Genomic DNA, 14755 nt, shown 5'->3' on the forward strand with positions numbered 1-14755 from the left:
AGGGAAATTATTTCTTCAAACGGTTATCGATTCAATAGTATTTTAAAATGGTGGCGAAACTCACAGTGCTGGCAACCGTAAATCAAGAGGCAAGCTTGGAGACAAAAGTCCCATTTTAATTTAGTTAGTGAGTCACAACAAGAACAATTATTTTATCTAAATTTTCTGCTTAGGAACGTGGATTAAATAAAATGCAAAACTTCATCCTGTCTCACGATCGCTCTCCAATATATCGGAGAGGGATTGAGGGTGAGGTAAGCCAAGGACATAAATTGTATGTTATTTAATTCTTATTCCTTACCAGTGACTGAAATATGTAAACTGCTCAAAAGTCAATGATTAAAACAATAATTTTATTTCTGATCATTGGGCTGATTATCACTGGGATTTTAGTCAATCCCATTTTAGTCAAAAGGCGAAGAACCCGTCTCAAACATCGCCCTTTTTCCCCACTTTGGAATGCCATTATTGAGAATAATCTTCCCATTTACCCCTGTCTTTCTCCCGATGAACTCAGACGACTTCAGGGACATATTCAAGTGTTCTTAGCAGAAAAGCAATTTATTGGCTGTAGAGGATTACAGGTGACGGAGGAAATGAAACTTACCCTTGCGGCTGTCGCCTGTTTACTCCTACTAAATGAACGTGGCCAGTACTTTCCCAGACTTCGTTCAATTCTGGTGTATCCCAATGCTTATTTTGTTCAGGAAACGACTTCCATCGGAAATTATGTTGTTGAAGAAAGGCGTGTAGCAAGACTGGGGGAATCGTGGACAACTGACCAATTAGTAGTATCTTGGGAACAGGTGAAACAAGACACTGATAACTGGAGGGATGGACGCAACGTTGTGCTTCATGAATTCGCCCATCAGTTAGATCAAGAGGATGGTAAAGCTGAAGGAGTTCCGATACTGCAACGCAACTCAGACTATCCTATTTGGGCGAAGGTGATGACAGAAGCATATCAGCAACTTTGTAATGATGTTCTACAAGGCGTAAAGACGGTAATGGATAGCTATGGTGCAACGAATCCCGCAGAATTTTTTGCCGTAGCGACTGAGACATTCTTTGAGAAACCGCACCAATTGCTATCCAAGCATCCGGCACTTTATGAGCAACTTCAACGTTACTATCAATTAAATCCTGTGCAATGGGCGTCAATCAATTTTGGATTTTAGATTTTAGATTTTAGATTTTAGATTGATCCGATGCCTAAAGTCCTACGGTGTACACACAAGTCCTAAAAACCTACCTTGATGAGGCTTGACTCGTTCCCAGGCGGAGCCTGGGAATGCATTCATTGAGGCTCCAACTCAATTTTGACTGGAGGCAGAGCCTCTAATCAGCCATTCCTAGCTTTGCATGGGAACGAGAAATGGTCAATCAATCCAAAATCCAAAATTTAAAATCTAAAATTCGTTGAAGTACCCACCTCTGGGCTTAACTGCGATAAGCTATAACGGCATAAAACGGATCTCCTCCGGCTGCACCCAACCATTGTAAGAAATTTGGTAATGTTGACTTATGAGCTATAACTTCTGCGGTTGTAAATCCTGGAACTGAGGCGAAATAGGCTTTGACTAATTCCACTCGCTCTGCTTCTGAAGCCTCCCGCCAAGCTTGAATTGCCTTTTCAAAAAACATCCGGTTAGAAAAGCTGATAATTGCGACACCACCGGGTTTCAAGATGCGGTAAATTTCGGAAAATACTGCTTCTGGATATTGCACATACTGCACCGATACGCAATTGAGAACAGCATCAAAATCTTCATCTGGTAAAGGTAGCTGCGGATTTTCATTAAGATTTTGTACAAAATAATGATTTAAGCGGGGATTTCGTGCTAGTTCCTGGGCGTTGAGTCCGTGTCCCTCCACATGGGAAAACTGCGTCTCTTCTGGCAGATGAGACACCCAACTGCTCATCATATCAAAAATGCGGGTGTTGGGTTTAGTGCGATCGCGATATAAATCCGTTAACTGTTGAATAAATCCTTCATCGACATGGGTGACGAAGCGGGGATAAGCATAGAACAGCTTATCGTCTGTGTCATCTAATTTCAGGCGTTGATTCGGTTTTAGCTGCATAAATCTCTGTTATGGAAAACTTTTCCGCAGATGGCGACAATTTCAGGTATTTTGAAACAAGGACTATGTAACATATTTTAATAACATCAGGGCAGTTAACAATTCAAAATTGTTCGCGCACCGTCTTTTATCAATTCAATGTTCTATAAACTACACTTCTTGCAGCAGATTTGCCGACAAATTCGCCTAGTGGGATCATTACCCTATTTTAGTTTGTTGGTTTGGATACTGCCCTTATTACTATTTAATTCTGGACACAATAGTTTGATGGCACATGATGAAGGGCTTTACGCATCGCGTGCGCGTCTGATGTTTGACTCTGATAATTGGATAGCTCCTTGGGAAAAGGCACATCATAAAACCCCTGGTCCTTATTGGTTAATTGCCAGTTCCTATAAGCTGTTTGGGATCAGTGATACTAGTGCGCGTCTTCCTAGCATGATTGCTGGCATTTTTAGCTTATGGCTGGTGTATGAAATCGGCAAAATTATGCTAGGCAAAAAATTAGCTTGGCTAGCTGCTGCAATTTTAAGTGTGGAATCTCTCTGGGTACAATACTCTCGCTTAAGTACACCTGATGTACCGATGGTTCTCTTGGTACTTTTAGCTATTTGGTCTTTAATAAAAACGGAATTACATCCTAAATATCGCTATTTTTGGAGTTTTCTAGCTGGTTTAAGTTTAGGTTTAGGCTTCTTAGTCAGAAGCTTTATGATTTTTTTGCCAATCATAGCTTTATTGCCTTATTTAATTGGGGAACATCGCCGTCATCATCATCTGACTAACCCAATTTTATATTTAGGCTTTTTCGTAGGTTTAATACCTACTTGTATTTGGCTGTGGTTAAGCTGGCTGCACTACGGAAATCAGAGTTTTGAGGAGTTGTTCAAGTTTGTTGTGCAGCTAGGTTCTGAGGATCGTTATAATAACGGGCCGCTGTTCTATATATGGAATATCCCTTTAAGAGCATTTCCTTGGGCTTTTTTCGGGATTTTAGGTTTAGTTTTAACTCTCCGTCGTCCTATTCCTCGCTACCAGTTAATATTAGTTGGCTTTCCAATTGTATTATTATGTGAACTTAGTCTTTTTACCACTCGTTTCCCTCACTATAGTCTTTGCCTTTATCCGTTTATCGCTTGGTTTGCATCTGTGGGTTTAAACTGGTTAGGCAATATTTACCAGACAGGGATTCCCCCACAATTACCTCTTAAAAAAGGTAAAATAAATATATTAAACCTTTTTGCAAGGAAGAATCTTCCTCTAAATCTCAGTTATGGCTTTGGTGGGTTAGGTGTTTTACTTGTAATAGCGAGTATTGGCGTTTTTAGTTGGGGTGGTTCTGATATTCGCAAGTATGCAACTATTGGCTTGGCTATGGGCTTAGGTTGGTTAATTTTGCCTGTGGTGTGGATTAGTCGTTACCACCTTGGCAAAAAGTTTCTCACAGCTCGTTACTGGATTGCAGGTTGGTTAATTCCCTGTTGGCTGGCTTTGGCGACGATGGGTAGCATAGGTCTGTTAAGTGACTATAATCCTGTTTTGAGAACTTTCTTACAACAAAGTGCGATCGCCTCAATTATCCAAACTCATCCGATCTATTTTGTGCAACTAGACGCTAAAACCAAAGTACTGCTTAATTTCTATCTTTCTACTCGCCCCCAAGCAGTAGTCTCTATTTCCCAACTACCAGCTTTAAGCTATGTTTTGATATATACTGACCAGTCGCCGAAATTATCTCGCCCTCACCGCATTATTGGTACAGTAAAACAGTACCAGTTGATTCAAATCCTTCCCTAACAGAAGTGGAAAATCTAAAAGACGACTTCCTCTCAAAAGTATTTTGCTCATGAACCGTGTCACTATAGAAAATAGAGCTGCAAATTGAGCAATAGGAAGACTAAAGAACACTGTGCAGATAACATTCTTAGGGACGAGTTCCGGTGTACCGACGCGATTGCGCAATGTTTCCAGTGTCGCCCTGAGATTACCCCAAAGGGCAGAAATGTGGTTATTCGATTGTGGCGAAGCTACTCAGCATCAAATTATTCGGAGTGAACTGAAAATCAGTCAACTCTCCCGAATTTTTATCACTCATATGCACGGCGACCACATCTTTGGCTTGATGGGACTTCTTGCTACTTGCGGCTTGGCTGGCAATGTAGAACGAATTGATATATACGGTCCACCTGGATTAAATGATTACATTCAAGCCGCCTCACGTTACTCCTACACACACTTTTCTTACCCGATCAAAGTTCACGCCATCCGTCCAGGGGTAATTTATGAAGACGATGACTTCACCGTTAGCTGCGCTAATTTGCATCACCGCATTACAGCTTTCGGCTACCGCGTAGCCGAAAAAGACCGATCGGGACGCTTTGATGTGGAAAAAGCCAAGGCGTTGCAAATTCCTCCTGGTCAGATTTACGGTCAACTCAAGCGCGGTGAAACTGTTACCCTTGCCGACGGACGGGTGATTGATGGCACCCAATTATGCGGACCTACAGAAATTGGCCGAAAGATTGCCTATTGTACAGACACAATTTATTGTGATGGTGCAGTGGAATTAGCTAATGATGCAGATGTATTAATTCACGAAGCAACCTTTGCCCATCAAGATGCAGATATGGCTTTTCAGCGATTGCATTCCACAACTACAATGGCAGCGCAAACAGCTTTAGCGGCTGGGGCACATCGCCTGATTATGAGTCATTTTAGTCCCCGCTATGCTCCCGGAAATACCTTGGAGTTGAAGGATCTCCTCAAGGAAGCCCGTGCTATTTTTCCCCGTACTGATATGGCTTACGATTTCATGATTCATGAAGTACCCAGGCGACGGGAAGTACAGTTAACCAAGGTAGGTGTGTAAATTTTGGATTTTGGATTTCCTATTCAACCCCAACCCTTCTAATCTAAAATTAACCAGGCTCTGTGTTGCAGTTTAGTAGTCTAATTCATAACATCCAGCAAATAGACAGCAGTTTAAGTTTACGAGTAAGTCAACTAGTTAACCAAGAATTTACGGTTAGCTAAGTGTATCAATAACCTAGAAAGACTATGAGTTAAATATTTCTCTCAATATATTTTTTAGATTGCAAGTTATCAAAAGAACTTTAATATATAGTAATGTTGTGAATCAGAGAATTTTTTACTTAAATAGTTAGGAAAATAATTAATTTTTCGTCAAGATTTTCTTTCTGAAATAAAATATTTATTGAAAATTTATTCTTTCAACACTGATTAAGAATTTATATGCCTGAATTGATAAACATGAAAGCGCCAGCTGGCATAATATTGTGCCAAGTGAGCTTGTCATCGTTGGAATAATAGTCAAGTATATTGTTGCGGCTATTAGGTGTAAAAAAATAATTTCACATTTCTCATAAATCTGCCAAATAAATATAGTGTTTCGATATTAGAGGAGTTTGATAGTGGCTAAGACTAGTCTGAATCAAGAGCAACAGGTTACTACTTCAGCACAAGGCGCAGTTGACATCAGACAACTATCTACTATTTTGCTTCGCCGACGCTTTCTCATCTTGGGGGTTTCATGTGTAGTTATGTCAGCTGCTAGCCTGTTGGCTGTAATTGCCAAACCTACTTACCAGAGCAATATGCAGATATTGGTGAGTTCCAATTTATCTCAAGGGGCACAGTCAAATAATATCCCAGTAGGGGCAGAGACTCAGGTTACTGATTCCAATTCTCAAGTTATTGATTCCACTACTCAGATGAAACTCATGCTGAGTTCTAAGCTACTCCAGAAAGCCGTAAATATACTTCATTCTGATTATTCTAATATTACCTTAGAAGATATCAATAGTCAAACAGAACATAACAAAAAAGCATCTCTAGAAGTGACTCCAGAAGAGGGAGGCATAGGAGCTAATCAGGTTTTCAGTCAAGTATTTAAAGTTTCTTTCAATGATGACGATCCAGTTAAAGCCCAAAGAGTACTTCAAGCTCTAGAGAAAGTCTATCAAAACTACAATAAAGAGCAACAAAAAGAACGTCTGAATCAGGGACTGGCTTTTGTAAACGCTCGCCTACCTGAGATAAAAAAAGAGGTTAGTAAGGCTGAGAAAAATTTAGAACAGTTTCGCAAAAAACATAAATTACTCGATCCCGAAGTCCAAAGTAAAATCCTGCTAGAATCTCTAGCCGATATTCAACAACAGCTACAAAGCACTCGTGCCAACCTTCAAGATGTAAACGCTCGCTACGATAACCTAGAGCAACAAATAGCGTCTTCATCCCAGCAGAATGAACTAATTTCTTCTCGTTTAAATCAGTCAAGCAGCTACCAAGCACTATTGAGTGAAATTCAAAAGACTGAACTAGCGTTGGCTAAGGAGCGGCTGCGCTATACAGACGATTACCCATCGGTACAAAAGCTAAAGCAGCAACGCCAAAGCCTATTGTCACTATTACGAGAACAGGTGAAAGCTATTACTAATAGCAATAAGGAAGAACCGCTTTTCAAAGGGCAAATGGTAGGGGTTGATCCAACACTATTAGACGAGTTTATTCTGGTGCAGACAAATGTCTTAGGACTAACTGCCAATGAAAAGAATCTAGCCGAGTCAGAACAGCGACTACGCTCTGAGGTAAACAAATACCCAAGTTTAATAGCAGAGTATAACCGTCTGCTGCCAAAGGTAGAAAGTAGTCGCAAAACCCTTGAACAAGTGCTTCAGGCACAACAGTCATTGGGACTAAAAATTGCTCAGGAAGGATATAACTGGCAAGTTTTGGCAGAACCGGCTCTGGGTACTTATATGGGGAGCAACAGATTATTACTTTTGGTTGGGGGAGCGGTAATTGGGCCGATTTTAGGTATCTTAGCAGCCCTGATTTTGGAAAAGTTTAATGACGCTATTTATTGTGCGGCAGATTTAAAGAAACTGACGAACTTACGTGTACTAGGATCAGTACCAAAACTACCGTTGCATGATGTGAAAAAGCGGCGGCTGGGACTGCCTTGGAGTGGAGGGCGAAGCTCAAATTCTTCTGAAATAGAAGTCAATACTAGATTGCCCGTCCATGAAACCCTGGACATGATTTACCAAAATATTCAAATATTAAAATATCCCTTACCCTTGAAGTCATTGATGTTGACTTCAGCACTACCAGGGGAAGGGAAGACAACCTTAGTATTAGGGCTTGTGGCTAGTGCTACCCGGATGCATCGACGGGTATTAGTTATTGATGCTAATTTGCAGAATCCTAGCCTGCACAAAATCCTGGAGTTATCCAATGACTGGGGACTATCTCTGTTATTAGTTGATGAGACAACTACTCATTTTCAAGATTACATCCAGCCCATTCACCCTTCTATTGATATTTTGACTGCTGGGCCAGAACCAGAAGACACGGTGAAGTTGCTCAGTTCTCAACGGATGAAAGAATTAATAGAGTTGTTTGAGGATAGTTATGACCTAGTATTGATAGATGCTCCACCTATTTTAGGCACGGTTGATGCCAGGATTGTGGCATCTTTTTGCAATGGGATTGTGATGGTAGAGCGCATGGGGAAAGTGACGCGAACTGAACTGACTCAAGCAACAGAAATTTTGAGTAAGTTGAATTTAATTGGAATTATCGCTAATGAAGTGAGCAATTCTCAAAAGGTATTAGCATCGTAGACTGAAGAAGTAGGGGGCATTGGGGATTGGGCATGGGGCATGGGGCATGGGGCATGGGGCATTGGAAAGGAATTCTTCCCCTGGCTCCTGCCTCCTTCAGCTGATTTCTACCTTATAGCTCAAGCAAAATGCATAATAAGTAGGAGGTGGCAACCTCCTGCGTTGGAGAAGTGTCTCATCTTAAAGTAATAGACGCCATAGTTCAGAGCGTCAATTAGATACTAGTGTGATTAGATGATCAGCATGAAATTCCAACTTTATTTAGGCTCTTTATTTTCCCAGATTAAAGTACGTCATTGGTGGGTAAGTATCCTTTTCTGGATAGTTTTGGTTGCACCAGCCCAAGGGTCTGTAATCCTGCGCGTGGCAATTGAAAGGGGTGTTAATCAGGTAAAAGTGGGCAGTTCCACCACTGGGATTGTCAAGGATAGTACCGGACGAACTCTCGGACAGTTACCAGCCATGAGTGCATATTATGCCCAAGCCGTTCCGGGCGGAGTTGCTTTGGATAAGTGGCAGTCTGGTTTATTTTGGATTGAGCCAACTGGTAAAGGATTCGTTTATATTGGCGATCGCTGGTATCGGGGCAGAACTCTGGTTGTCCCCACAGACAAAGGCTTAACTGCTGTTAACTGGGTTGATGATCAAGAGTATCTCTACAGCGTTCTTGGTGGTGAAATGGATGCTAGTTGGCCTCAAGAAGCTTTAAAAGCCCAAGCGATCGCAGCCCGCACCTATGCCCTCTACGAACGTGAAAAACAACGGAATAATCCCGTTTACGATTTAGGCAATACCCCCGATCGTTGGCAAATTTACAAAGGTGTAATCAGTGAAGCTCCTTCTACTTACGCCGCAGTGGATTCCACACTAGGGCAGGTACTAACTTACAAAAACCAGATTATTCTCTCAGTCTTTCACGCTTGTTCTGGAGGACACACTGAAAACGTGGAAGATGTTTGGGGAAGCAACGAGCCTTACCTACGTGCTGTTCAAGACTACGATCAAAATATCAGGGAGTGTAATTGGGTCAAAACCTTCTCACCTACTGAAATTAGCGCTAAATTTCCTGAGGTGGGCAATGTCAAGGATATGATTCCAGAGACATACTCGCCTTTCCGCAGTGTTAAAGTCTTGAAAATTGTCGGCAACAGGGGTACCAAGGTGCTACAGGGCGAGGAAGTGCGGACAGCCCTGAAGTTAAAAAGTACCCGCTTTACTGTCACCAAGGGAGCCGATGGTAGTTTTGTACTGCAAGGACTTGGCTTTGGTCATGCTTTAGGCATGAGTCAGTGGGGGGCGTATAATCTGGCTCGCCAAGGAGTAAACCACCTGCAAATTTTGGGACATTATTATCAAGGTGTAGCCCTAACACCAATTCAGCCGAAGTAGTCCAGTACTGTATTTTAAGAAGAATACAGATTAACAATTCAAAATTCAAAATTGACGCATTAAATACATTTTCAAGTACAGTGTACACACAAGTCTTTCTGAACGCAATTTCCGGTTAAGTCTCATAGCCCCTGAGATACCTCACCCTGATTTTACTACGTAAAGTCTGTCCCTCTCCTTATTAAGGAGAGGGATTAAAGATAGGACTCTTTGAGATTTTAGAGGACTTTTGGGTAATCGGATAACTTGTGTATACACCGTAGTTCTCCCAAAGGGAGAAGCAGCTGGCGTGGAAACCCCCAAGACTGCGCTGCTGACGCTTGATAGCGATCGCAATACATCCGTGAGATGTTGTACTTGTCGATACACTAGACTCAACACTATTGCTGCCATGACTGGTAAGGTCAGTACTCGTGAACGCAAGCTCTGTTCTTTGTCTTTTACCCCTTTGAGGTTAGTAAATATACCTAAGCTGATTAGTTCAAACAGGCGTGATTCTATCTCTTTACTGCCTGGAGCCGGTACGCTGACTCGATGGCGAAAATCTGGATTACCTTGTTTTTTCCGTGGTTTACTCATGGCTTTTTCAACACCCTTGTGTTGACTTTTACCATTGATTTGTCCACTCTTGACAGCCATCCATTTTTCTTAACTTGACACCAATGGCAACATGAGCGCCTTAATTATGCAAGTTAAATCTAGAACAGCTTGCTAACGGTAAAGAACTTCCAAAAGTCCATTAATCCGCATACTGCTTTGTATCCTTAGCAGGATATCAAAAATAAAACTGTAACAAAAACTACAAAATTCTTGTTTTTCCTAAAAAAAAGGATAAGCTAAGTATAGATAATATCCAGTTCGTAAAGATACCGTGATTAGGAGAAAATTTTATGATTTCAAAATCACTGTTGCTGCCAGAGCCCGCTTCGCCAGCGCATATATGCCCATTTGACCAAGCCTGTAGCTACTTAGAAGCAGCAGCTAAAGAATTAAATTTAAATCAGGGTTTGCTAGAAATCCTCAGCCACCCGCGTAAAGTTGTCACGGTTTCCATTCCGGTAAAACTAGATGATGGGGAAATTCAAGTTCTCGCTGGACATCGGGTACAGCACTCGGATGTCTTAGGCCCCTACAAGGGTGGAATTCGTTACCATCCAGCTGTGACACTGCGGGAAGTATCCGCTCTAGCAATGCTGATGACTTGGAAATGTGCATTGTTAGGAATTCCTTACGGTGGTGGTAAGGGTGGCATTGCTATAGATCCAAAACGCTATAGTGTTGGCGAATTAGAGCGAATCAGCCGCCGTTATATCAGCGAGTTGATTAAAGATATTGGACCTGCTGTAGATATTCCTGCACCGGATATGGGTACTTCTGCCCGTGAGATGGCTTGGATGATGGACACTTACTCTGTAAATGTCGGTCATGCTGTACCAGGAGTTGTAACTGGGAAGCCCCTTTCTATTGGTGGTTCTCTAGGACGAGAAATGGCAACTGGACGTGGTGTGATGATTATTGTGCGTGAGGCGTTAGCAGAGCAAAGTAAATCCTTGGTAGGAGTGCGAGTAGCGATTCAGGGTTTCGGTAACGTTGGTAGTGCCGCTGCAGAATTACTATATGAAGCAGGTGCGAAAATCATCGCTGTTTCAACTGGTGCTGGAGGAGTATTTTCCGACGTTGGTCTTGATATTCCTAAGTTGAAAGTCTACGCTGCTGAAAATCGCAAGAGTATTATGGGTTTCCCGGAATCTGTACCAATTAGCAATGCAGATTTATTAACTTTAGCCTGCGATGTCTTAATACCAGCAGCTTTAGAAAACCAGATTACTGAAGAAAATGTGAATCAGGTGCAGGCGCAAATTGTCGCAGAAGCAGCTAATGGGCCGGTTACTCTTGAGGCTAACTTGGCGTTAGAGGCGCGGGGTGTGACAGTGCTACCGGACATCTTGGCCAATGCTGGTGGTGTAGTGGTGAGTTATTTAGAGTGGGTGCAGGGTCTTTCTTACGTATTTTGGGATGAGGAACGCGTTAACAGAGAAATGGAACATTTGATGGTGAATGCTTACCATCGAGTGATTCACCAGTCGAAAGTACGGCAAATTTCTTTAAGGTTAGCAGCTTACACACTCGGGGTAGGTAGAGTGGCTCAGGCACTGACTGACAGAGGTCTTTATCCTTAAGATTTAGGAACATGCAGTGGTTTTTAATTAAATAGACCAGATGCGTAGGGGTGCAATATTATATTGTGCCCCTACAATAACTTAGCGATCGCTGCGACATCAAAACTCATACCATTTCCAAAAATCTTTACAACACATGAATTTTATCCCACATTCCGCACTTCATTTTGTGAGACGTATATTGATATCAAAGTTTGCTATATCTTTTCAATAAGTAAGTGGATCAAATTAAATATAAAACCTCACCCTGCCTCCGGCTTCCCTCTCCTTAATAAGGAGAGGGATTGAGGGTGAGGTTTGATCTTATATTTAATTACGCCTACCTACTTAATATTTAAGCGTGTGGATAATTAATTTGGGTTTTCTTTTAATATAGTTTAATTATGCTACTAATCTAACTGCGGAATGTGAGATAGATTGTACTATCTTTAGTTAATAGTTAAATCACGGAGAAAGTAAAAGCGCTCGCCTTTATCTTCCTGTAAAATAAAGTTAAGGCAGCATTAAAAAATTGGGGTAATTACTATGACTGAATCAACTGCAAAACAACCTGCACGTCGGGGTAGAATCTTTCCAGAACGCACTTTATCACCAGAAGAACTTGCTAGACGCAAAGCTGAAGATGAAGTATTTTATCGGCGTTGTCGGGCAATTTTTGAGCGTGTGCGTCCCGATTTGATTAACGAACATTATGGCTGGTATATTGCAGTGGAGCCAGATAGTGGTGATTATTTAATTGATGTGGATAAAATGCAAGCTCATAAAAAATCCCTTGAAAAATACCCAAATGGTAGACATTGTGTATTCTGCCTAAATGAGACGGGAACAACTGGCACAATATGATTGAGGGTAACTTTGGGGATAACGGGCAACTCTTTTTTGAAATTGATTTGATTACATCTGATGGATTAAATTTGCCTGTAGATGCCATGTTAGATACTGGTTTCACAGGCTTTATGGCTATTAATAAACAAGATTTAGAGTGTCTTGATTGGGCTTACATCGGTGAGGAACCTTTGCAAACTGCTAAGGGAGAATCAAGATTTGATATTTATTTATGTACGGTGATATTAAACAAACAAGAGTATGAAATTAATGTTTATGTGGGCAATGAAATCACGGAAGTATTGTTAGGTTCAGAATGGCTAAAAATTCTGCTGTTAGTAGTTAATTATCAGGCTGATATATTAACTTTGGGATAACTGCGATGCCTACGACGGGCTACGCTTATGCTTTTCAAATTATCTGACTTTAAATGTTGTTACAATCAGGTTAAAGGTGTCAATAAACTGGAATATAAATCATGAATATCCAAATTAAACCTGAACTAGAGCAAATTATCCAAGCGCAAATTGCTACAGGTAGATATGCGAATCCCGAAGAAGTGATTAGTAAAGCATTAAAGCTTCTATTAGAGTGGGAAAAAGGTTATCAGCAGTGGGTTGAAGAAACACGCGAAAAAGTTGAGGTTGCTATTGAGCAACTGGATAAAGGGGAAGGTATTGATGGGAAAGTTGTAGTTGAACAATTGCGAGAAAAACTGCGTCAAGCAAGAGAATTACAAGGATGAAGCAACATATTATCTCTCCAAAAGCCAGTCAGGATTTATCAGAAATTATTGATTATTTTGTCAGGATAAATATTGATGCTGGGGAGTATTTTGTTGAAAAGTTTGATAAGAAGTGTAAATATTTAGCTAATTTCCCTAATATGGGACGCAGCTACGGAAATATTAAACCTGATTTACGCGGTGTTCCTTTGGATAATTACATTATTCTTTATCGAGTTATAAATAGTGGAATTGAAATTGTCCGTGTAGTTAGTGGTTATCAATATTTGGAATCTTTATTTGCAGAATCAGATGAGTAAGTTGGTGTTTTAGTTTACTTCTAATTATCTCCTAGCTTATTTTAGGTTCATTGATCAATCACTCAGAAAGTAAAAGCGATGTCTAGGGCTAGCTACGCCTATGTACTTCAGTTATTTTTAAACGAACCGCAAAGGACGCAAAGAGCGCGAAGAGCGCGAAGGTAAGAAAAGAGATATATTGCACTATTTTTAGTTAATAGGTAAATCGCGGAGAAAGTAAAAGCGATCGCTATTCCAATTACTACCTTTTATTCGTCCTAAATAGCCTGTTAATGGTGAAGAAAGTTCTATCAGCAAATCGTGAACTGCTTCATCATTTAGCCTGTGGTTATGAGTGGCATTATAATGAACACGAGTTTCTGTAACTGTGAAACTCTGATGTGTAACTTTTGAACTTTGGTTATCTTGTTCAGAGAGTTCTTTGACTACTATGATAATCTGCGATCGCAATTTAATCTCTCTCTCAGATTTATCAATATATTCATCAATTTTATAGTCAATTTGCCCAGGTTGTAGATATTGCTGTAATTCGACCAAGTTAATAGCACCTGGATATTTTGCTTGGAATTCAACTAGCTTTTGTAAAGTCATAGCATTAATAATAGTTACTTCCCATTCTTTAGCGGCTTTTAGCATATCTATAGATGGATTACCAGGGCCAATTACTAACTTAACTGAAGTTAATAGTTGAGTTTTACCTAAGTGCATTCCACCAAGTTTGAGTAATTCCTCAACAGTACCACTCGGAATCAGCTTACCCGCCTTACACTCGCAAACAATAGGGTAAGGTTTTGAACAATATAAATCTAAGCCTCCAGCACCACCTTTGAAAGCACTTTCAACTTTAAAGCCTAAAAACTCCAGACTTTTACGTGCGATGTTTTCAAAATCTGTACCAGCTTGGTAGTTGGTTTTTTTCTCATCTTGTTCGATGCTGCGATCGCCCAATTTTGCAATATCATTTATCCAAGCTAAATTTGGATCGGGTTGCTTAATTAGCTTGTCACTACTCCAACCCAAAAATACTTTGATATCGTCGTCTAATTGTTTCGCTGCTGGTTGGCTAATGCTTAGGGATGCGATCGCACTCTGCAATTCTTCCAATTCAGGATGCAGCGCGGGTTCTAGTTTTTCTAGTTGATGCTTGCGTTGGGTGAAGGTGCGATCGTTTAATACTGGCTTTTCTTCAGAAACCGTTAGAGAATTAGGTAAACTAACAAATTTTCCTAGCTTTTCCTGAATGTTGGGATTGACTGATATTTCTTGTAACTGAGGTAACTGATAGACACGCAAGTAAGCCAAGAAAATATACTGTTGTTGTCGTAGTATCTCTTTTAATACTTTTGGTGTCCATATTGTTAATTTAGACAAAATCTCTAATGGCTTAGTCTCGTCTAAAATTTGGCAAAGTTCACATTTAGCCCAAACTTTTATTGAAGCTGAAGAATCAGTAGGATAAAGTGCAAATCTTTGCCCAGGACGAATAAACATCCTGGGTAAAGCTGCAATTGTTCGCCCCTGTATTAAGGCTTCAATATCAGAGACGCATAGACACAGCGCTGTTGGAATTGAAAACTGCTGATTCAT

General features: G+C 40.7%; 13 protein-coding genes. 10 read left to right on the top strand and 3 right to left on the bottom strand.

Going from position 1 to position 14755, the window contains the following annotated elements; genetic code table 11:
* Positions 1–335 precede the first annotated feature (335 nt).
* Positions 336–1178 (top strand): M90 family metallopeptidase, encoded by an 843-nt coding sequence (locus tag V7K31_RS10650; RefSeq protein ID WP_335094261.1) that lies wholly within the window; start codon positions 336–338, stop codon positions 1176–1178.
* 262 nt (positions 1179–1440) lie between these two features.
* Here V7K31_RS10650 and V7K31_RS10655 read toward each other — a convergent pair whose 3' ends face one another.
* Positions 1441–2085 carry a class I SAM-dependent methyltransferase gene (locus tag V7K31_RS10655; protein WP_335094263.1) on the bottom strand — a complete coding sequence of 215 codons (645 nt, stop codon included), beginning with the start codon at positions 2083–2085 and terminating at the stop codon, positions 1441–1443.
* A gap of 138 nt (positions 2086–2223) precedes the next feature.
* On the opposite strand from V7K31_RS10655, the gene V7K31_RS10660 reads away from it, so the two are divergent.
* The 4 genes from V7K31_RS10660 to V7K31_RS10675 all read left to right on the top strand — a co-directional run bounded on the left by V7K31_RS10660 (position 2224) and on the right by V7K31_RS10675 (position 9119).
* Positions 2224–3882, top strand: coding sequence for an ArnT family glycosyltransferase (locus V7K31_RS10660; RefSeq protein WP_335094265.1), 1659 nt, complete (start codon positions 2224–2226; stop codon positions 3880–3882).
* A gap of 112 nt (positions 3883–3994) precedes the next feature.
* On the top strand, positions 3995–4954 hold the full coding sequence (locus V7K31_RS10665) for a ribonuclease Z (RefSeq protein WP_335094267.1): 960 nt from the start codon (positions 3995–3997) through the stop codon (positions 4952–4954).
* A gap of 562 nt (positions 4955–5516) precedes the next feature.
* Complete coding sequence (locus V7K31_RS10670; RefSeq protein ID WP_335094269.1) at positions 5517–7730, top strand: GumC family protein; 2214 nt, start codon at positions 5517–5519, stop codon at positions 7728–7730.
* A 243-nt stretch (positions 7731–7973) separates the two neighbouring features.
* Positions 7974–9119, top strand: coding sequence for a SpoIID/LytB domain-containing protein (locus tag V7K31_RS10675; RefSeq protein WP_335094270.1), 1146 nt, complete (start codon positions 7974–7976; stop codon positions 9117–9119).
* Positions 9120–9260: 141 nt separating this feature from the next.
* Here V7K31_RS10675 and V7K31_RS10680 read toward each other — a convergent pair whose 3' ends face one another.
* Positions 9261–9758: a hypothetical protein gene (locus V7K31_RS10680; protein WP_335094271.1), complete on the bottom strand. Its 498-nt coding sequence runs from the start codon at positions 9756–9758 to the stop codon at positions 9261–9263.
* 251 nt (positions 9759–10009) lie between these two features.
* Between V7K31_RS10680 and V7K31_RS10685 the strand changes: the two genes are divergently transcribed.
* The 5 genes from V7K31_RS10685 to V7K31_RS10705 all read left to right on the top strand — a co-directional run bounded on the left by V7K31_RS10685 (position 10010) and on the right by V7K31_RS10705 (position 13168).
* Complete coding sequence (locus V7K31_RS10685) at positions 10010–11299, top strand: Glu/Leu/Phe/Val family dehydrogenase (RefSeq protein WP_335094272.1); 1290 nt, start codon at positions 10010–10012, stop codon at positions 11297–11299.
* 525 nt (positions 11300–11824) lie between these two features.
* Positions 11825–12142, top strand: a complete 318-nt coding sequence (locus V7K31_RS10690) for a hypothetical protein (RefSeq protein WP_335094273.1) — start codon at positions 11825–11827, stop codon at positions 12140–12142.
* Positions 12139–12501, top strand: a complete 363-nt coding sequence (locus tag V7K31_RS10695; RefSeq protein ID WP_335094275.1) for an aspartyl protease — start codon at positions 12139–12141, stop codon at positions 12499–12501. The genes V7K31_RS10690 and V7K31_RS10695 overlap by 4 nt, the downstream gene beginning before the upstream one ends.
* A 101-nt stretch (positions 12502–12602) precedes the next feature.
* On the top strand, positions 12603–12869 hold the full coding sequence (locus V7K31_RS10700; protein WP_335094276.1) for a ribbon-helix-helix domain-containing protein: 267 nt from the start codon (positions 12603–12605) through the stop codon (positions 12867–12869).
* Positions 12866–13168, top strand: coding sequence for a type II toxin-antitoxin system RelE/ParE family toxin (locus tag V7K31_RS10705; protein WP_335094278.1), 303 nt, complete (start codon positions 12866–12868; stop codon positions 13166–13168). The genes V7K31_RS10700 and V7K31_RS10705 overlap by 4 nt, the downstream gene beginning before the upstream one ends.
* Positions 13169–13357: 189 nt before the next feature.
* On the opposite strand, the gene V7K31_RS10710 is transcribed toward V7K31_RS10705, so the two are convergent.
* Positions 13358–14755 carry a DUF1802 family protein gene (locus V7K31_RS10710; protein ID WP_335094279.1) on the bottom strand — a complete coding sequence of 466 codons (1398 nt, stop codon included), beginning with the start codon at positions 14753–14755 and terminating at the stop codon, positions 13358–13360.

Source organism: Nostoc sp. (genome assembly GCF_036917675.1).
In the GTDB taxonomy this organism is placed as follows: domain Bacteria; phylum Cyanobacteriota; class Cyanobacteriia; order Cyanobacteriales; family Nostocaceae; genus Nostoc.